We start from the raw sequence: 18899 nt of genomic DNA, 5'->3' as shown, positions 1-18899 counted from the left end.
CCATGCAATCACTTTCAGCCACACGCATTGCCTTTATTGGCGGCGGCAATATGGCACAAGCCTTGATGATAGGCCTGCAACAACGTGCATTTAATATGCAAAATATCACCGTGATTGACCCGGACACGGCCAAACACCCGCATTTGCAAACCAGCTTGGGCATCAACACCAGCGCCAGCCTCACGGCAGAATCACTGGCGGCAGATATCATTGTGCTAGCCGTCAAACCGCAACAATTACAAAGCGTGGCGCTGGCGCTGGCGCCCTTGCTGCAATCACAGTTAGTGGTGTCAGTCGCTGCGGGCATACGCACGGCGGATCTGAGTCGCTGGTTAAATGGCTATCAAATCATCGTGCGCACCATGCCGAATACCCCGGCGCAGATTCAGGCCGGCATTACTGGTGCTTATGCCTTGCCTGCGGTCTCGGCCGCGCAACGCGCATTGGCCGATGCGGTGTTACAAGCCGCAGGAGAAGTGGTATGGCTGGACGATGAAGTGCAACTGGATGCCGTGACTGCCATTTCTGGCAGCGGCCCGGCCTATGTGTTTCTGATGATAGAAGCATTGACTGCGGCGGGCGTTGCATTAGGCCTCAGTGAAGCACAATCGCTCAAACTGAGCCTGGCGACGTTTAAAGGCGCCAGCCTGCTGGCCGCTGGCAGCAGCACGCCGATCTCGACCTTGCGTGAGCAGGTCACCTCCAAGGGCGGCACGACCGAGCAAGGGCTGCTCAGCATGCGCCAGCATGATATTCATGGCATGATGCAAGATGCCGCTGCGCAAGCCGCACGCCGCGCCAAAGAACTGGGTGATCAACTGGGAGCACAAGCATGATGTTGCAAAACATGACGACTTTTTTACTCAATGCCGCCTTCGGCATGCTGACGTTTTTATTGGTACTGCGTTTTTTAATGCAATGGACACGCACTTCGTTCCAAAATCCGTTGGGTCAAATGACCATGGCACTGACCGACTTTATGGTCAAACCCGCACGTAAATTGATTCGGCCGATCAAGCAGTGGGATTTATCGACATTGCTGCTGGCCTTATTGATGCAGATTATTTTGTTTGCCCTGCTGGCCTTGCTGACTGGCGCACCTGCCTCACCGTTGTTCTGGGTATGGCAAGCAGTGTTTGGGGTGCTGGGGCAAATGGTTGATGTGTTTTTCTATGCGATCTTGCTAATGGCAATTTTAAGCTGGGTCAACCCTTACAGCCCGATTTACGGTGTCTTGAACCAACTGTCAGCCCCTATTCTGGAACCATTACGCCGTATTTTGCCACCGATTCAGGGCTTTGACTTTTCTGCACTGGTCGCGCTGATTTTATTGCAAATGATCAGCCATATTGTGCTGCCAGGCCTGGCCGTGAGTATTCTTTAAGGCAAGCAATCAAATAAAAAAGGACGACAGCTTGTCGTCCTTTTTTATTTATATCCACACAATATCAAACTCTTCCCGTCCGTACTGCGTATCCGGATGCAGCGACAACGGTTTTTTAATAAAGTCAGACAAACTGGCCAGGCTCTGCGACTCTTCGTCACCTAGCATATTAATCACTTCAGGTGACGCCAGAATCTTGAATTCTTTGGCGCTTTTAAACTGCTTGGACTCACGCAATACTTCGCGCATGATTTCATAGCAAATGGTTTGCGCAGTTTTGAGTTCGCCACGACCCTGACAGACCTGGCAAGATTCACACAACAAATGCGCCAGGCTCTCGCGTGTGCGCTTGCGCGTCAACTCAACCAGGCCCAGTGCAGAGAAGCCGTTGACATTGATACGCGCCCTATCCAGCGTCACCGCCTTGCGTAACTCCTCCAGCACCGATTCACGCTGCGCATCTTCATCCATATCAATAAAGTCGATAATGATAATGCCGCCCAGGTTGCGCAAACGCAGTTGCCGCGCAATGGTTTGCGCCGCTTCAAGGTTGGTTTTAAAAATGGTATCAGACAGGTTTTTGCCACTGACAAAACTGCCGGTATTGACGTCTACCGTGGTCAGTGCCTCGGTCTGGTCAAAAATCAGGTAGCCGCCGGATTTAAGTTCCACCTTGCGCGACAAAGCCTTTTCAATTTCGCTTTCAATGTCATAAAACTCAAACAGAGAACGCTCGCCCTTGTAGTGCATCAGCGGCTTGACGGCGTGTGAGACATACAACTCGGCAAACTCTTTCAAGCGCTCAAACATCTCGCGCGAGTCAACGCGGATACTGGTCGTTTCAGTACACACCACATCGCGCAAAATACGGCGCGGCAAACTCAGGTCATAAAAAATCAGCGAACGCTCACCGACTTTTTTGCTTTCGGCCTGGATTTTTTGCCAGACTTTGCGCAGGTACTCAATATCCGCAAGCAACTCTTCATCAGTCGCATTCTCAGACATGGTGCGGATAATGTAGCCGCCTTCACGATCTTCCGGCAACAAGCCCAGCAGGCGATTGCGCAAAAACTCGCGTTCTTCTTCAATATCAATGCGCTGGGAGACACCAATGTGCTTCTGGTATGGCAAATAGACCAGAAAGCGGCCCGCAATACTGATTTCAGTGGTCAAACGTGCGCCTTTAGTGCCGATCGCCTCTTTAATCACCTGCACGATAATCGACTGGCCTTCATGCAAGACCTCCTGAATCGGCCTGGCGGTTTTAACCGCGCCATCCTCTGAATGGCACTCCATGATATCCGCCGCATGCAGAAAGGCCGCACGCTGCAAGCCAATTTCGACAAACGCCGACTGCATGCCTGGCAATACGCGCACCACGGTGCCGCGATAGATATTGCCGACAATACCCAGTGATGAAGCCCGCTCAATATGCAACTCCTGCACAATGCCCTGCTCCAGAATCGCCACGCGCGTCTCTTGCGGCGTGACGTTAATCAGTACTTCTTGCGCCAATGACATATTGCTTTACCCGATCCCGATTCATTATCTTTTATACAAAGTTTACCATGCGTGCAGCAACTGCGCCGTTTCATGCAGCGGTAAACCCATCACGCCGCTATAACTGCCATCAATGCGCTTGATCCACGCCCCGGCGCGCCCCTGTATGCCATAGGCACCCGCCTTATCCATTGGCTCGCCCGAGGCGATATAGTCCTGCAACACCGCTTGTGGCACCTGCATCATCTCAACCTCGGTCGTGTTCAGCAAACAGCGCACCGCCCCTGCGCGATACACGGCTACCGCCGTATGTACCAGATGCACGCTGCCACTCAGGCGCGACAACATATCCAATGCCTCGCTGGCATCGGCAGGTTTGCCTAGAATATCCAGCCCTAACGCCACGGTCGTATCAGCGGCCAAAATCGGCACGCCCTGTTCGCCATGCGTGGCAGCAATGGCCAATGCCTTGGCGCTGGCTAAACGCTGCACATATAACGCGGGATCCTCACCCGGCAAACTGGATTCGTCGATATCCGCAGGCACAATTTCGCATTGCACGCCCAACTGTGCCAGCAATTCCACACGACGCGGACTGCGTGACGCCAGGATGATCTTTTGTTGATGCATGAACATTCCACCAGCTTAACAAACAAGCCGCACAAGGTAACACAAACACAGTCTATTTTGCGCTAAAGGCAGTCCCAATTGCGACCCAACTTGTACTAACAGGGGCCTGTCGCATTGTGTACAATAACCGCTCGTTTGTCTTTTCTCATCAAGCTATCCGCATGAACTCACTTGAACACTTGCTGCAGCGTGCCGAACAACTCATCACGCGCCTGGAAACCCTGCTACCCGCACCGCCCGCCGACATCAACTGGCAGGCCATCGCCTGGCGTTGGGTCAAACACGGCGCACAAGGCCAGCTACAAGCCGTGGACCACCCACATGCAGTATTGCTGCAAGACATACAATTTATTGACCGGCAAAAAACCGAAGTTGTGCGTAACACCCGGCAGTTTTTGCAAGGCTTGCCAGCCAACCACGTGTTGCTCACAGGCGCACGCGGCACCGGCAAATCATCATTAGTCAAAGCTCTGCTCAATAGCTATGCCGCCGAAGGCCTGCGCCTGATCGAAGTTGAAAAGCAGGATCTCAATGACCTGCCACAAATTGCGCAACTGATACGCCAGCGGCCGGAAAAATTTATTATTTTTTGTGACGACCTCACGTTTGAAGCCAACGACACCGGCTACAAAGCGCTCAAAGTGATCCTCGATGGCTCGATTGAAGATGCATCGCCTAACCTGCTGGTATATGCCACCTCCAACCGAAAAAACCTGATGCCGGAATACATGGCCGACAACCAGCCAATTGTGGACAAAGGTGAAATCCGCCAAAACGACACCATAGACGAGAAAACCTCGCTGGCCGAGCGCTTTGGCCTGTGGCTCTCGTTCTACAGCTTTGACCAAGACGAATACCTGAGCATTGCCGAGCACTGGCTGCAAACCTTTGGCATCACTATGGATGACGCCGCCCGCCACGCCGCCCTGCAGTTTTACCACACGCGTGGCGCCCGTAGTGGCCGTGTCGCCTACCAGTTTGCCAAAGACTACGCAGGCAAGCTGCAACTAGGCGCATAAAACACTGCGCATAGAGGCATTCATCTTTAAACCATTTGCGCTTATCCGCATTGAAACGCATCTAAAAACAATATGACCAAACTCGTACAAGTCGCCGTTGCCATCCTGATCAAACCCAATGGCGAATATCTACTCGCCAGCCGCCCCAATGGCAAAGGTTGGGCGGGCTGGTGGGAGTTTCCCGGCGGCAAAATCGAAGCTGGCGAAACGTCAGAACACGCATTGATCCGCGAATCCCAGGAAGAACTCGGCATCACCCCCACGCAAATACAGCCGTGGATCAAACGCCGCTACGACTACCCGGCCACCCATGATGCCGAAGCCAAAACCGTGCTCCTGCACTTCTTTTTTGTGCATGCATGGCAAGGTGAGTTACAAGCACGCGAAGGCCAGCAATTCGCCTGGCAACATCCGCAAAAGCTCAACGTCACCCCTGTGCTACCCGCCAATGCGCCAATTATGCAAGCCCTGAGCCTGCCACCGGTTTACGCCATCAGCAATGTGCAAGAAATGGGCGAACCCGCCTTCTTGCAAGCGCTAAAACAACAATTAGACCAAGGCCTGCAACTGCTGCAAATTCGTGAACCTCAACTTGATAACGAAGCCCTCGCTCAACTAAGCGAAAAAGTACTGACACTGTGTGCCCCTTACAATTGCCGATGCTTGCTAAATAGCAGCCCAGAACAAGCCCAACAACTTGGCTACCAGGGGGTGCATTTAAACAGCCAGCGCCTGCTTGCACTCACGAAAAAACCGGATCATTTATTAGTCGGCGCCTCTTGCCACGATGTAGAGCAATTGCAACAAGCACAAGCTCTGCAACTAGACTTCGCCCTGCTCTCGCCCGTGCTATCAACAAAAAGCCACCCTGAAGCCACTGGATTAGGCTGGGAGAAGTTTGGTGAAATGCTGAATGGTTTAGAAATCCCAGTCTATGGGTTGGGCGGTATGCACTCAGAACATCTGTCACAAGCACAAGCCTGTGGTGCGCGTGGTATCGCGATGCAGCGGGCACTGTGGTAAACATCAACAGAAGATAAGCACTACTGAATTCGAATTTTTCCACTTAGCTGCTAAAGTAATTTAAGCAGCTGAGTTGACGCATCGATATTTGTATTTTAGGATGCACTAAAACTTAATAAATACCTACAAGTGTTTATTGTGATTAATCAAGCCTCAATCCCAACTGCATCGTTGACGGAAAATAAACCGACAAATTAGGCTCTCTACCTCTAATGAGATACTACAGACAAATTGGAATTACTAATGAAAAAAATTTCAATCTTGCTACTCATAATCTCCTTCTCAAATCCTGTACTTTCCGGTAACTTCAAAACAGGCTCTTACTATGTAAAAGAAACAGTACTTGAAGAGCGATTGGCGCCAAACTCAAAAGGAAAAGTTACAAACAAAATATATCGCCAGCAGAAAGTTGATGTGCTGGAGGTTAAGGGAGGCTGGGGAAGAGTTTCCAGATACTATGATGGTGAAGTCGCAGGTGAAAAAGGACAAGTTGCTCGTTGGGTTCTAATTAGTGGACTTTCACCCAAGCTGCCATCCGACCTTGCTCAACCGACAATTAAATCAGACCCTCGCATATTAAAAGACGCCATACCTAAAGTTGGCGAAAACGGCCTCAACGAAAACGATATTAAAATACTTAATAAAGGCGCTACGAAAATCCTAAATTCAGGACAGTGCGCAATTATTCAATATGCTGATAAAAGTGCCAGCAAACCAAATACTTATTTTGTCAATTGCGGTGGTCCCAATATATTCTTCACTCCCAGTGATTTATAGCCACCACCTCATCCATCAAGCGTACTCACTATGTTAGATGCTAGATCTTCTAAAAGACCTTAAATTTAAACGGCCAGAACGTCGACATCTGACCGATTATTGTTAGTCGACACTATCCAGATAGGAGGAAGGCATGTTGAACAGCAAAGGCATTACAGAAATTCTTTCCGTTGGGCGTTCCATAAAGGCAGCTACCTCTGGTGATCCAGCTCTCGGACCATTATCACTATTACCGGGAGTATGGAAAAATCTTCCAAGCCTACCTGGACGTGGATGGAATCTGATTGCCTTGCCTTTTGCGACACCTCGTGACTCTCAGTTCCCCTTCAACTATCGTTTACTTATGAATCAGTATAACGAGGAGCTAAGATTCTCGCTGATTGACAAAGGCATTCCGAACCGGGGGATTAACAGAACAAATTCTGGCACTGTTGAATCTGACCAACTCTTAGTAGCGCTTGATTATGAACAGTCCATCGTACAAATAGCTGCAGATGATGCGCCCAATAGTAGCTTAGCTGGAAACCCTGGAGCAGCAATTCACCATGAACCTGGTCTCTGGTTACATATACTAAACGAGACAGAAAGTGGTTTAGATATTGCACGTCTAGCAACGATCCCTCATGGAGACTCTGTCCTTGCAATGGGGCGCGCATCCACCATAGATGGCCCCCCCAATATACCCGACATTTCCGGGCTACCAACAGGCGTCCGAGCAGACATTAACAACAACCCATATCTTGGCCCATACAAAGCATTTCATGGTACCAACAAATTCAGAGGTCTTTTCGACCCTGCGACGCCTAACGACTTACTAAGAGAAGCAAACACTGGAGTTAAAATCACTAGAACCACGATTCTTGATGTCGATACAGATATTCCAACAGGCGGAATTTCTAACATACCGTTTATTGTTAAACAGGCTAATGCAACATCAATGCGATCTACGTTCTGGATTCAAGAGTTGTCAGACCTTGATGAGAGCGGGAAACCAAAACTTAGACTGCAATACTCACAAACCGTAATGCTTGATTTCTTCCCCCGCACAGATGGTACTTCTGGATTAATCCGTTGGCCGCACATTAGTATTAACACACTTGAAAAGGTTAGCGATTAAAACAATCTCACTGAACATTTAGGGAGGGAGGCGCCAAAAATACGCCTCTTACTTTAATAGGTTGAGCTTAAGATAAAGAATCTAAAATTCCGCACAAAAATGATCCAAGATCTCGCTAGTACACCAGCAATGAGGAGTCCAAGCCACAATAATGAATACACAACAACCAAATAACCCTTTGCATGGCCTCACGCTTGAGCATGTCGTTGAGCAACTAGTCGAGCATTACGGCTGGGACAAACTCGCACAGAGAGTGAATATCAACTGCTTTAAGAGTGATCCTTCTGTGAAGTCTAGCTTGAAATTTTTGCGGCGGACGCCATGGGCGCGGGCCGAAGTAGAAAGCTTATATCTCGCGACTTTTGCTAAAAGTCACGGCTGATATTGATCGGGGTTTAACCCCTCATGGATTGCCTTTAAATCAGGGCGCGGCTTTTACCGGCATGATGACAAACTGGTCGGTGATCTTGCCTTGTTTGTCTTTGAAGCACAGTCTGAATTTGACTTGCTCGCCTGCTTTAAACGGCGTGGGCAATTCAAACAGCATTAAATGCAAGCCACCTGGCGCTAATTTAACTGGTTTGCCAGCAGGTACTGGCAACTCTTCCATGCTACGCATCTTCATGACACCGTTTTGCATGGTCATGCTGTGCATTTCTACCGTGCCAGCACGCTCTGTTTCTGCATAGACCAGGGTGACATCCTGCGCGCTGGATAATGTAACGTAGGCGGCGCCGACAGATTGGCCTGGATTGGAGGCACGCACCCAGGCATCGCTTAGTTTGACCTCTGCATGTGCAACACCCAGCCAGCCGATCAGGCAAACGCTGGTGACGAGGCGGAATAAGAAGGCTGTTTTTTGCATATTCAGAATCCTGGCAGCCAGTTATTCTGGCTCGTATAAATCTGGCGGGGTGCTATCAGGAATACGAAACTTCTCCGTGGCCCAATCGCCGAGGTCAACCAGTTTGCAACGCTCACTGCAGAATGGGCGGTATGGATTAGCGGTAGAGTACTCTGAAGTTTCGCCACAAGACGGGCAAGCCACCTTGCGGGGTTTAACGGCGGGCTGTGTCAATTGTGTCCAGCCCCGGTAAAGTTACAGACGATCATCTTAAACGGGATGTCCTGCTCGCAACCTTTGGGGCGTTGCACGAAATCCAACTTTTGAAAGCGGATATTGATCGCGTATTTATTGGCACTGACTTCAGGGAAGCATTCGTCGTGGTCGATTTCGATGCGTAACAATTGTGCCGGCTTATGACCGGACAATTGCTGCTGGTAAGCGCCATGATGCGCCACCAGTGACAATACCTGGCCGCTACCGCGCAACAATTGCAGAATCAGTCGAATCGACTCATACATAGGCATCAATTTGGTCAGCCAGTTGTCAAAATCGTCCTTACGACGCTCTACGCCCAGGTACAGCCAATGACGGTAAGAGGGCAAATCAAACTCGCACACGCCACCAGGAATACTGGTGCGCTGTTTGACGCTCATTAACCAGTCATTTTCACGCAACGACTGGCCGAGTTTCTGATGGTCAGAACGCAAAGCGGTGGCACAGCGATCCAGGCTGGACAATGTGCTCGCCAGTGCATTGCGGTCAATATTAGGATTGGTTTGCAGAAAGGATAACTGGACTTTGTGTCTGTCCAGCTCTTGTAGCAGATCGACCTTCAAATCCCCGCGATCAATCAAATCCAGGATTTGCAACATGGAAATCAGCGCGACATGATGACTGATCTCATGCCCAATCTCAATATGGTGCAACATCTTGACGAACAGATCTTCTAGGCGGAGATAAGTTCTGATGCGCTCGTTAAATGGAAACTCGTAGCTCGACACGGCAGCCTTTTCTGTCAGCTGATACTTGAAAAGTATGCAATAAAAGCCTGATTATGAAACCCTTTTCACTCACTGGCAAGTCTTAGAGAAATTTTTATGAAACTCTAGCACTTTTTCCTGCAATTTAGCCAGTGTTTGATCGTTTTCGATCACCGAATCTGCAATGGCTAAACGCTCCTCGCGGCTGCTTTGCGCAGCGATCATGGCCTGTGCCATGCCTTCTGATAGCTGGCTGCGCTGTATCACACGCGCGAGTTGCGTCTGCTCATCGCAATCGACGACCAGCACGTGATCAATCATGCGCCAGTCATCACGGCTTTCTACCAGCAACGGAATCGCCAGCACCACGTAAGCATCGGCATATTGTGCTATCTGCCGGATAGCTTCCAAACGAATGGCCGGATGCATAATTTGATTGAGTTGATCCAGCGCATCTGGCTCAGCAAAGACCAATTCGCGTAATTTTGCCCTATCCAGCTGGCCATCAGCATTAAACATGGCATCACCAAACTGCGCGCGTACCGCCTGCATGGCCGGGCTGCCAGGCGCGCTCATATCACGGGCGATATGGTCTAAATCGACGACGGGCACGCCTAATGCCATAAACGCGTTGCATACTTCGGTTTTACCACTGCCTATGCCGCCAGTCACGGCCACGACTTTGCTCATGATGGTGCTCGTTACGGTATCAGGTAATAGGAAGCCAGCGCTTGCCCGTAAAACAAGGCAGCAATACCCCCCAGCGCTAAAAATGGGCCAAACGGGATCGCGGTTTGGCGTGTTTTGCCTTTAAGCAAGATCAGGCCGATGCCAATCACACTACCCACCACCGAGCTCAGTAAAATGACGGCAGGCAATAACTGCCAGCCAAACCAGGCACCAATGGCGGCCAGGAGTTTAAAGTCACCATAGCCCATGCCTTCTTTGCCGGTAACAAGCTTAAATAGCCAGTAGACTGACCATAACACCAAATATCCTGCCATCGCGCCGACGACGGCTGAAGTCAGGTCGGTAAAGCCGTATTTGATATTCAGCAACAAGCCCAGCCACAACAAAGGCAGCGTAATATCATCGGGGAGCAACTGGGTGTCAAAATCGATAAACGTCAACGCCACCAACGCGAATACAAACACCAGGGCAAATACCGTCAGCATGCTGTAGCCATACTGTACGGCCACCCCCAGCGACAGCAAACCAGTTAATAACTCGACCAATGGATAACGCACAGAAATCGAGGCTTGACAGCCGCGGCAGCGTCCACGCAGAAACAGGTAACTGATGACAGGAATATTTTCAATGGCGGTAATCCGGTGTCCGCAATGCGGGCAAGCCGAGCGCGGGGTCACAAGGTTATATTTGGGCTGCTCCGGTGCAGTTTGCCCTTGCAAATCCAGGCAACTGGCATGCCACTCACGCTCCATCATTCTCGGTAAACGATGGATCACCACATTGAGGAAACTCCCCACCAGCAAGCCAATCAGCAGGCACACGGCTTGTAAAAAATGGGGTTGCGTCTGCATTAAACTTAAAACGGGTTCAAGGATTTCTGACATGATACCGATAACATAGTTAAGGTTGCTGCATGATCGCATCGTTAATGCAAGTAAGCAAGGCTAAAAGACGGCAAAACCTGTTTAAAAGCCGCTTTCCCTGCCTTGAAAACCACTTGCCTGGCACCATTTATGTGTAAGATGGATACTACAGCGCAACCGATCAGGTCTGCAGCTGTGTTTAAGTGACATCCGTTATCAAGTGAAGGAAGTTGCCTATGTCTGATCAAATCAAATTTACGCCACCGACCGAAGCAGGCCTCAATCAGGTCGAGTTAAATCAAGTCGAGCATCCTGCCTGGGATGAGCCCGTCATTTGCCGGGTAGAAGTTGACTTGCCAGGCTGGCTGACAAAACTGACCGGACAATCACACTGGGAAGTCTACAGTGAAGAGGAAGAGGAAAACTGCATCAGCTTTGGCATGCGCTCACTACAAACACGCGGCTTGCACAAAGCGGCCGAGCTGATTGCTGAAAAGGATATGCAGGCAGAAGTGACGTTGTACCACAACGGCTACGCAGTGGTCGACGTCAATGGACAGTCATTGTTTGATGGCGCGCTCACCAACGCCACCAATGATTGTGCACGGCTGAGCTACTACCATATCAGTGGCGAGCCGATCGCATTGAATTAATAAGCTAAACAGTCAGCCTGCTCACAGGCTGGCTGTAAGATTATTGCTGGCGACTGACAGAGAAGTTAGCCAAATCCAGCAAGGCCTGCTTGGCTGCTGTTGGCGCGAATACGGATAAGGCCTCACAGGCCAGCCTGGCTTCTTTTTGCGCGACGGCGCGCACGTAATCAAATGCTTTCACCGCATGCAAAATTTCCAGCACAGCCCCTAACTGAGACACCTGCCCTTCCAGCAGGGCCTGCTTCACCAGATCGGCTTGCGCTGCTGGCGCTTGTTGAATCGCATATAACATCGGCAGCGTCACTTTACCTTCTGCCAGATCATTGCCTAAGGTTTTGCCTATTTTTTCGCTGTCGCCGGTTAAGTCCAGCACATCATCAATCAGCTGAAACGCGGTGCCCAAATGCATGCCATAGGTGGCCAAACCCTCTTCCTGCTCAGCGTTGGCCTGGCACTGCACAGCGCCCAAACGTGTCGCTGCTTCAAACAGCTTGGCGGTCTTAAAATGGATCACCTGTAAATAATCCTGCTCACTGACGCCAATATTGCGCACATTAAGCAGTTGCAATACTTCACCTTCAGAAATCACATTGGTCGCATCGGCCAAGATCTCCATCACGCGCATGTTTTGCAACTTCACCATCATCTGGAAGGCGCGTGAATACAAGAAATCACCCACCAACACACTGGCCGGGTTGCCATAGACATGATTAGCAGTCGACTTACCGCGACGCAGCTCAGACGCATCTACCACGTCATCATGCAGCAAGGTCGCGGTATGAATAAATTCGATAATGGCGGCCAGCGAATGGTGCGCTGGAGTCACCGCGCCAGCCAAATCGCCGGACATTAATACCAGTGCCGGACGCAAGCGCTTGCCACCACTGTGGATGATGTATTCCGAAATTTGATTAATCAGCGGAACTTGAGATGACAAAGACTGGCGAATAACGGCATCCACCTGCTGCATATCGCCTGCAATCCGCGCCAAACAAGCATTTAGAGACACTGAAACACCAATGAAAAAACAAAGTTAAAGCATACCATACCTGCCCCGCCTCTCGCTACGCTCAACGCGGCAGAATATACATACAGACAGCCTTGATCATGCAGCAAGTCCGGCGAATAAGCGGCAAATACATGATGGATGACAGAAAAGAAAAAAGCCTTGCTTCCGAAGAAACAAGGCTTTTTATTTTTGGCGCGCCCGGAGCGATTCGAACGCCCGACCCTTTGGTTCGTAGCCAAATACTCTATCCAACTGAGCTACGGGCGCCAAGGTTTGCTGCTATGCAACAAAAACAGCATTATAACACTATTTTAAGCTTTGTGGCGGTGCAGATTCACATCCAACAACCAATCTACCAAAAACAATACCCGCACGGAGCAAGGTTTTTGGCGGTGAGCGAGGGATTCGAACCCTCGATACAGGTTTAAGCCCATATGCTTCCTTAGCAGGGAAGTGCCTTCGACCTCTCGGCCAGCTCACCTTATTAAAACAATCAAGTCCTAATAAAACCAACACAGCTTATGCTGCTCTCTTTGCAGTATTGCTACTGCATCGAAGGGCGCCATACTACGTGAAAACCCTTCAGAAATCAACGTCAAAAACAAGAATGTTTTATTTCTTTACATAAAGGAAACGTGAAATCAGCGAGCGAGCGGGATGAAGTGCAAGGCGCACGGAACGCAGAAACCGGAATGTACTGTAGTACATGAGGATTTTGAGTACCGCGTAACGCAGCAATTCGCCCGCGCAGCCGCTGATTCGGCGTTTCTATTAAGCGTTTTCTAAACCGAACGCTTTATGCAGCACGCGTACCGCCAGCTCCATATATTTCTCTTCGATCACCACGGCGATTTTAATTTCGCTGGTAGAAATCATCTGAATATTAATACCCTCTTCGGCCAGTGTGCGGAACATCTGGCTGGCAATGCCTACGTGTGAGCGCATGCCGACGCCGACCACAGACACTTTGGCGATTTTATCGTCGCCACTGATTTCACGTGCCTGGATATGCCCTTGCACCTTGTCGCGTAACAAGGCCAGCGTCTTATTCATTTCATTCTTATGCACGGTAAAGGTAAAGTCAGTGGTGCCATCAGCGCCGACGTTCTGGATAATCATATCGACATCGATATTGGCATCTGCCACCGGGCCCAGGATTTGATAGGCGATGCCTGGTTTATCAGGCACGCCAGTCACAGTAATTTTCGCCTCATCGCGGTTAAAAGCGATGCCGGAGATAATTGGTTCTTCCATGTTTTCCTCATTTTCTTCGAATGTGATCAGTGTGCCGTCGCCTTCTTCTTCAAAGCTGGACAACACACGCAATTTGACTTTGTATTTACCGGCGAACTCCACAGAACGAATCTGCAGCACTTTAGAGCCTTGAGATGCCAGTTCCAGCATCTCTTCAAAAGTGATTTTTTCCAGGCGGCGCGCTTCAGGCACTACGCGAGGATCGGTGGTATACACGCCATCCACATCGGTATAAATCTGGCATTCATCGGCTTTTAAAGCAGCAGCCAAGGCCACACCAGTGGTATCAGATCCACCGCGACCCAGCGTGGTGATATTGCCATTGGCATCTACGCCCTGAAAACCTGCCACGACACAGACATAGCCATCATCGAGGTCTTTTTTCAGGTTGTGCTGATCGATGTCCAGAATGCGCGCTTTGTTATAGGCATCATCCGTCAGAATCTTGACCTGTGTGCCGGTATAGCTTTTTGCCTTAATACCAAGCTCCATCAGCGCCAGGGCAGTCATGCCTATGGTCACTTGCTCACCGGTGGACACCATCACGTCCAACTCACGTGGATCCGGATCCGGCATGATTTCCTTGGCCAAGGAAATCAAACGGTTGGTTTCACCGGACATGGCAGACACCACGACCACCACTTGATGCCCCATGGCTTTATAGCGCGCAACACGACGCGCCACATGACGGATACGCTCGGGATTGGCGACTGAGGTGCCACCATATTTTTGTACGATTAATGCCATTATTTCGCTCTGTTAATCAATTGAATTAATTTAGTTTTGCTTCTACCCAGGCCTTCACGCTTGCCAGTGCCTGCGGCAAATTGGCAGGCTCGGTACCACCAGCCATCGCCATATCAGGCTTGCCACCGCCCTTGCCACCGACCTGGCCTGCCACATGATTCACCAGCTCACCTGCTTTCACCTTGGCCGTTAAATCAGCAGTTACGCCTGCTGCCAGGCTGACTTTACCGTCAGCCACACTGGACAAAACAATGACGGCAGATTTGAGTTTATCCTTGAGCTTGTCCATGGTTTCGCGCAAAGCATTGGCATCAGCACCTTCCAGCGTTGCCGCCAGCAGTTTGACGCCATTGATATCCAGGGCTTGTGCCGCCAGGTCATCGCCCTGCGAAGATGCCAGTTTGGATTTCAAGCGTGCAAGTTCTTTTTCCAGCGACTTTACGTTATCCATCACTTGGGTGATCTTGGCAGGCAGCTCATGCGCTGGCGCTTTCAACTCACCAGCCACCTGATTAATCAGGGCTTGTTGCGTCTGCACCAGCTTCAATGCACCCTCGCCTGTGGTCGCCTCCACGCGACGCACGCCAGCAGCCACACCGCTCTCAGCGGTGATTTTAAACAAACCGATATCGCCGGTACGACTGACATGGGTACCACCACATAATTCACGGGAAGTACCGATATCCAGCACGCGCACCTCGTCACCGTATTTTTCACCAAACAGCATCATAGCACCGGTTTGCTGCGCAGACTCAATGTCCATCACACGTGCTTGCGTGGCTGCGTTGGCAAGAATCTCCGCATTCACCAAGGCTTCCACTTTGGCAATCTCTGCATCCGTCATCGGCGCATTATGCACAAAGTCAAATCGGGTTTTTTCCGTATCCACCAGGCTGCCTTTTTGCTGCACGTGTTCACCCAGCACTTCACGCAAGGCTTTGTGCATCAAATGCGTAGCAGAGTGGTTACGCATGGTGTTGGCACGCGCTTGCAAATTGACCTTGGCAGCTAACGTATCACCGACTGACAAGCTGCCGGTTTTTAGTACGCCATGGTGACCAAATACCGCCGCCTGGATTTTTTGCGTATCTTCGACGGCAAAAATACCGTTGGCAGACTTAAGCTCACCGCTGTCGCCAATCTGGCCGCCAGATTCAGCATAGAAAGGCGTATGGTCCAGCACCACCACGCCCAGATCCCCTTCATTCAAGATATGGACTGCGCTACCATCCTTATACAGCGCCAGTACTTTGGCCGGAGTTTCCAGTTTATCGTAACCATGGAATGTCGTCGCCGCGCCATCATATTCAAGATTCAGCGCCATTTTAAATTTACCGGCCGCGCGTGCCTGTTCCTTTTGACGCGCCATGGCAGCATCAAAACCAGCCGTATCCACGGTCACACCACGCTCACGGCAGATATCTGCGGTCAAATCCAGCGGAAAGCCGAAGGTATCATGCAACTTAAACGCCAGGTCGCCATTAAAAATAGCAGGTTTGGTCGCCAGTTCGGCTTCCAGAATCTGCATGCCGTTTTCAATAGTTTCAAAGAAGCGGTCTTCTTCCTGCTTGAGGATATCGGTGATGCGTGCCTGGTTACTCACAAGCTCAGGATACGCCTCACCCATTTCAGCCACCAGATCCGCGACCAGCTTGTGGAAAAACGCGGCTCGACAGCCTAATTTGTAACCATGACGAATCGCGCGGCGGATAATCCGGCGCAGCACGTAACCACGGCCTTCATTGCCGGCAATCACGCCATCGGCAATCAGGAAGGAACAGGCACGGATATGGTCAGCCAGCACTTTGAGTGAGGGGCTATCCAGATCAGCGGTATGGGTTTCGCGGGCTGCTGCTTTAATCAGTGCCTGGAACAGGTCGATTTCGTAGTTGGCATGCACACCCTGCAACACGGCAGAAATACGTTCCAGGCCCATACCGGTATCAACGGAAGGTTTAGGCAGAGGATGCATCACGCCCGCTTCATCGCGGTTAAACTGCATGAAGACGTTGTTCCAGATTTCGATGAAGCGGTCGCCATCTTCATCAGGCGAACCCGGAGGACCACCTGGAATATGCGCACCGTGGTCATAGAAAATCTCGGTACAGGGGCCGCAAGGCCCAGTATCGCCCATCATCCAGAAATTGTCAGACGCATAACGGGCGCCCTTATTGTCGCCAATGCGTACAATTTTATCCGCAGGCACGCCGACTTCTTTATTCCAGATATCGTAAGCTTCGTCATCTTCCGCATAGACGGTGACCATCAAGCGCTCTTTGGGCAAGGCATACACCTCGGTCAACAACTCCCAGGCAAACTTGATCGCATCTCGCTTGAAGTAGTCGCCAAAGCTGAAGTTACCCAGCATCTCAAAAAAGGTGTGGTGGCGGGCGGTATAACCGACGTTTTCGAGGTCGTTATGTTTACCGCCTGCGCGCACGCATTTCTGGGCTGACGCCGCACGTGTATAAGCGCGCTTGTCAAAGCCGAGGAACACATCCTTAAACTGGTTCATACCCGCATTGGTGAACAGCAGGGTCGGGTCACCATGTGGCACCAGCGAACTGGAAGTCACCACCTGGTGGCCTTTGGAAGCAAAGAAATCCAGGAAAGCCTGGCGGATTTGCTTGCTGGAAGGGTTACTTCCGTAACTAACTGTAGTCTTCTGGACTGTCATCTTCTGCGTGTCTATTCAAAATATGTTTAATCACTTGAAACGTAAAACCGCGGCTTTGTAAAAAACGGGCTTGTTTCGCCCATTCTTCACGCGTCGTCGCGGCCGCTTTAAACTTTTTGCGCCAGACTTCTCTGGCGCGTGCTACTTCATTCTCTTGCAAACCGGCAACGGCTTCGGCAATCAGAGCGTCATCCACCCCTTTTTCGCGTAACTCGTTAGCCACCCGTGCCGCACCAAATTTGGTCTGGCGCGCATGCACCATTTGTTCGGTGTAGCGTGCATCACTCAACCAGCCGCGCGCTTGAAAATCTGCGATCAAGGCCGGTATATCATCGGCTTCATCGGCGTAAGCCTTAAGCTTTTGCGCCAGCTCAGCCGCAGAATACTCCCGCTTACTTAATAGCTCCAGCGCACGCTGGCGTAAGGATTTTTCTAACGGCTTTTTTGCTGGGGGTGGTGGCAACGGAATTAATCGTCCTCGCCTCTGGCTGAAGGCATGCTATCGGCCAGCACATTCGAGTTGTCGCGAATCTTGGCTTCGATCTCTGCCGCAATCGCTGGATTTTCACGCAGGAACTCTTTGGCGTTTTCTTTACCCTGGCCGATTTTTTCACCGTTGTAGCTATACCAGGCACCGGCTTTTTCCACCAGCTTGAGGTTGGTGCCAAGTTCAATCACTTCGCCCAGGCGTGAAATGCCTTCGCCGTACATGATGTCAAATTCGGCCTGCTTAAATGGCGGCGCGACTTTGTTTTTAATCACTTTGACGCGGGTTTCAGAGCCAATGACTTCATCGCCCTTTTTAATCGCGCCGGTACGCCGGATATCCAAACGTACAGAAGAGTAGAACTTCAGTGCGTTACCGCCTGTGGTGGTTTCCGGGTTGCCAAACATGACGCCAATTTTCATACGGATCTGGTTAATGAAAATCACCAGCGTATTGGTACGCTTGATATTGCCGGTCAACTTGCGCAGTGCTTGCGACATCAAGCGTGCTTGCAAGCCCATATGGCTATCGCCCATTTCGCCTTCAATTTCAGCACGAGGTGTCAGCGCCGCAACCGAGTCCACCACCACGATATCGACAGAACCAGAACGCACCAGCATGTCTGCAATTTCCAGCGCTTGCTCGCCGGTATCCGGCTGGGAAATCAGCAACTCAGGCACATTCACGCCCAGCTTGGCCGCGTATTGCGGATCCAACGCATGCTCGGCATCGATAAACGCGGCCACGCCACCCAGCTTTTGCATTTCTGCAATGGCGGACAAGGTCAGTGTAGTTTTACCCGAGGATTCCGGGCCATAAATCTCCACAATCCGGCCACGCGGCAAACCGCCTACGCCCAGCGCGATGTCCAGGCCCAGCGAACCGGTGGAGACGACTTGCAAGTCCTCACCGATATCGCCGTCGCCCATGCGCATAATGGAGCCTTTGCCGAACTGTTTTTCAATTTGAGAGAGTGCGGCGGCGAGCGCTTTGCTTTTGTTGTCATCCATGCTGATTGCTTTCTTTGACCAATAAAAATGCGTTGTTTACACAAACGCTATATACTTCAAACAATAACTTCTAATTATTTCATAAATCGACCATCAGTGAAATGGCGAAGCCATGAATTAGGCGAGTGAATGCCAACTGCGAACGCTCACCGGCGACTGTCAGTGAATAACGACAAGATCGCCGATTTGAACGCAGTGGCTGTCAACCGTTAGATGACAGGTGCGTTAAAGC

The 18899-nt window shown here is 50.7% G+C and carries 20 protein-coding genes and 2 tRNA genes; 8 read left to right on the top strand and 14 right to left on the bottom strand.

What is annotated here, in order from left to right; genetic code table 11:
* The first annotated feature begins 2 nt into the window (after positions 1-2).
* Together proC and MET42_RS0105080 are read left to right on the top strand one after the other, a co-directional pair.
* A complete protein-coding gene (gene proC, locus MET42_RS0105085; protein WP_019881730.1) occupies positions 3-836 on the top strand; it encodes a pyrroline-5-carboxylate reductase in 834 nt (277 codons plus the stop codon).
* Positions 836-1384, top strand: a complete 549-nt coding sequence (locus tag MET42_RS0105080; protein ID WP_019881729.1) for a YggT family protein — start codon at positions 836-838, stop codon at positions 1382-1384. Before proC ends, MET42_RS0105080 begins: the two co-directional genes overlap by 1 nt.
* Positions 1385-1432: 48 nt before the next feature.
* Here MET42_RS0105080 and rng read toward each other — a convergent pair whose 3' ends face one another.
* Positions 1433-2899 carry a ribonuclease G gene (gene rng / locus MET42_RS0105075; RefSeq protein WP_029512331.1) on the bottom strand — a complete coding sequence of 489 codons (1467 nt, stop codon included), beginning with the start codon at positions 2897-2899 and terminating at the stop codon, positions 1433-1435.
* Between the two features lie 48 nt (positions 2900-2947).
* Positions 2948-3520, bottom strand: a complete 573-nt coding sequence (locus tag MET42_RS0105070; protein WP_019881727.1) for a nucleoside triphosphate pyrophosphatase — start codon at positions 3518-3520, stop codon at positions 2948-2950.
* Positions 3521-3675: 155 nt separating this feature from the next.
* Here MET42_RS0105070 and MET42_RS0105065 point away from each other — a divergent pair, with 155 nt between their 5' ends.
* The 5 genes from MET42_RS0105065 to MET42_RS0105045 all read left to right on the top strand — a co-directional run bounded on the left by MET42_RS0105065 (position 3676) and on the right by MET42_RS0105045 (position 7832).
* Positions 3676-4533 carry an ATP-binding protein gene (locus tag MET42_RS0105065; protein WP_019881726.1) on the top strand — a complete coding sequence of 286 codons (858 nt, stop codon included), beginning with the start codon at positions 3676-3678 and terminating at the stop codon, positions 4531-4533.
* Positions 4534-4605: 72 nt separating this feature from the next.
* On the top strand, positions 4606-5556 hold the full coding sequence (locus MET42_RS0105060; protein WP_019881725.1) for a Nudix family hydrolase: 951 nt from the start codon (positions 4606-4608) through the stop codon (positions 5554-5556).
* A 243-nt stretch (positions 5557-5799) separates the two neighbouring features.
* Positions 5800-6333 carry a hypothetical protein gene (locus tag MET42_RS0105055; RefSeq protein WP_019881724.1) on the top strand — a complete coding sequence of 178 codons (534 nt, stop codon included), beginning with the start codon at positions 5800-5802 and terminating at the stop codon, positions 6331-6333.
* 133 nt (positions 6334-6466) lie between these two features.
* Positions 6467-7450, top strand: a complete 984-nt coding sequence (locus MET42_RS0105050; RefSeq protein WP_019881723.1) for a heme-binding protein — start codon at positions 6467-6469, stop codon at positions 7448-7450.
* Between the two features lie 151 nt (positions 7451-7601).
* The gene (locus MET42_RS0105045) at positions 7602-7832 is read left to right on the top strand and encodes a VF530 family DNA-binding protein (RefSeq protein WP_019881722.1); all 231 of its coding nucleotides are present in this window, start codon (positions 7602-7604) and stop codon (positions 7830-7832) included.
* Between the two features lie 39 nt (positions 7833-7871).
* Here MET42_RS0105045 and MET42_RS0105040 read toward each other — a convergent pair whose 3' ends face one another.
* The 5 genes from MET42_RS0105040 to MET42_RS0105025 all read right to left on the bottom strand — a co-directional run bounded on the left by MET42_RS0105040 (position 7872) and on the right by MET42_RS0105025 (position 10818).
* Positions 7872-8315 (bottom strand): copper chaperone PCu(A)C, encoded by a 444-nt coding sequence (locus MET42_RS0105040; protein WP_019881721.1) that lies wholly within the window; start codon positions 8313-8315, stop codon positions 7872-7874.
* Positions 8316-8336: 21 nt separating this feature from the next.
* Positions 8337-8498 carry a DNA gyrase inhibitor YacG gene (locus tag MET42_RS14560; RefSeq protein WP_369751528.1) on the bottom strand — a complete coding sequence of 54 codons (162 nt, stop codon included), beginning with the start codon at positions 8496-8498 and terminating at the stop codon, positions 8337-8339.
* Positions 8499-8524: 26 nt separating this feature from the next.
* Positions 8525-9298, bottom strand: coding sequence for a cell division protein ZapD (gene zapD / locus MET42_RS0105035; protein ID WP_029512330.1), 774 nt, complete (start codon positions 9296-9298; stop codon positions 8525-8527).
* A gap of 69 nt (positions 9299-9367) precedes the next feature.
* Positions 9368-9967, bottom strand: coding sequence for a dephospho-CoA kinase (gene coaE, locus MET42_RS0105030; protein ID WP_019881719.1), 600 nt, complete (start codon positions 9965-9967; stop codon positions 9368-9370).
* An 11-nt stretch (positions 9968-9978) separates the two neighbouring features.
* Positions 9979-10818 (bottom strand): A24 family peptidase, encoded by an 840-nt coding sequence (locus tag MET42_RS0105025; RefSeq protein WP_019881718.1) that lies wholly within the window; start codon positions 10816-10818, stop codon positions 9979-9981.
* A gap of 248 nt (positions 10819-11066) precedes the next feature.
* On the opposite strand from MET42_RS0105025, the gene MET42_RS0105020 reads away from it, so the two are divergent.
* Positions 11067-11483: a hypothetical protein gene (locus MET42_RS0105020; protein WP_019881717.1), complete on the top strand. Its 417-nt coding sequence runs from the start codon at positions 11067-11069 to the stop codon at positions 11481-11483.
* A 40-nt stretch (positions 11484-11523) separates the two neighbouring features.
* Here MET42_RS0105020 and MET42_RS0105015 read toward each other — a convergent pair whose 3' ends face one another.
* The 7 genes from MET42_RS0105015 to recA form a co-directional block, all read right to left on the bottom strand.
* The gene (locus tag MET42_RS0105015; protein WP_019881716.1) at positions 11524-12453 is read right to left on the bottom strand and encodes a polyprenyl synthetase family protein; all 930 of its coding nucleotides are present in this window, start codon (positions 12451-12453) and stop codon (positions 11524-11526) included.
* 229 nt (positions 12454-12682) lie between these two features.
* A tRNA-Arg gene (locus tag MET42_RS0105010) sits at positions 12683-12759 on the bottom strand.
* A 120-nt stretch (positions 12760-12879) separates the two neighbouring features.
* Positions 12880-12973: transfer RNA gene (locus tag MET42_RS0105005), tRNA-Ser, on the bottom strand.
* Between the two features lie 290 nt (positions 12974-13263).
* Positions 13264-14493 (bottom strand): aspartate kinase, encoded by a 1230-nt coding sequence (locus MET42_RS0105000; RefSeq protein ID WP_019881715.1) that lies wholly within the window; start codon positions 14491-14493, stop codon positions 13264-13266.
* 25 nt (positions 14494-14518) lie between these two features.
* A complete protein-coding gene (gene alaS / locus MET42_RS0104995; protein ID WP_019881714.1) occupies positions 14519-17170 on the bottom strand; it encodes an alanine--tRNA ligase in 2652 nt (883 codons plus the stop codon).
* On the bottom strand, positions 17145-17633 hold the full coding sequence (recX, locus tag MET42_RS0104990) for a recombination regulator RecX (protein ID WP_019881713.1): 489 nt from the start codon (positions 17631-17633) through the stop codon (positions 17145-17147). Before recX ends, alaS begins: the two co-directional genes overlap by 26 nt.
* A 5-nt stretch (positions 17634-17638) precedes the next feature.
* Entirely contained in the window at positions 17639-18667 is a 1029-nt protein-coding gene (gene recA / locus MET42_RS0104985; RefSeq protein ID WP_019881712.1) for a recombinase RecA, read from the bottom strand.
* Between the last annotated feature and the right edge of the window lie 232 nt (positions 18668-18899).

The sequence above is a fragment of the Methylophilus sp. 42 genome (genome assembly GCF_000384155.1).
Taxonomy (GTDB): domain Bacteria; phylum Pseudomonadota; class Gammaproteobacteria; order Burkholderiales; family Methylophilaceae; genus Methylophilus.
The sequence above is the reverse complement of the archived record's forward strand: the minus strand, read 5'-3'. Positions and strand labels throughout refer to the sequence as shown.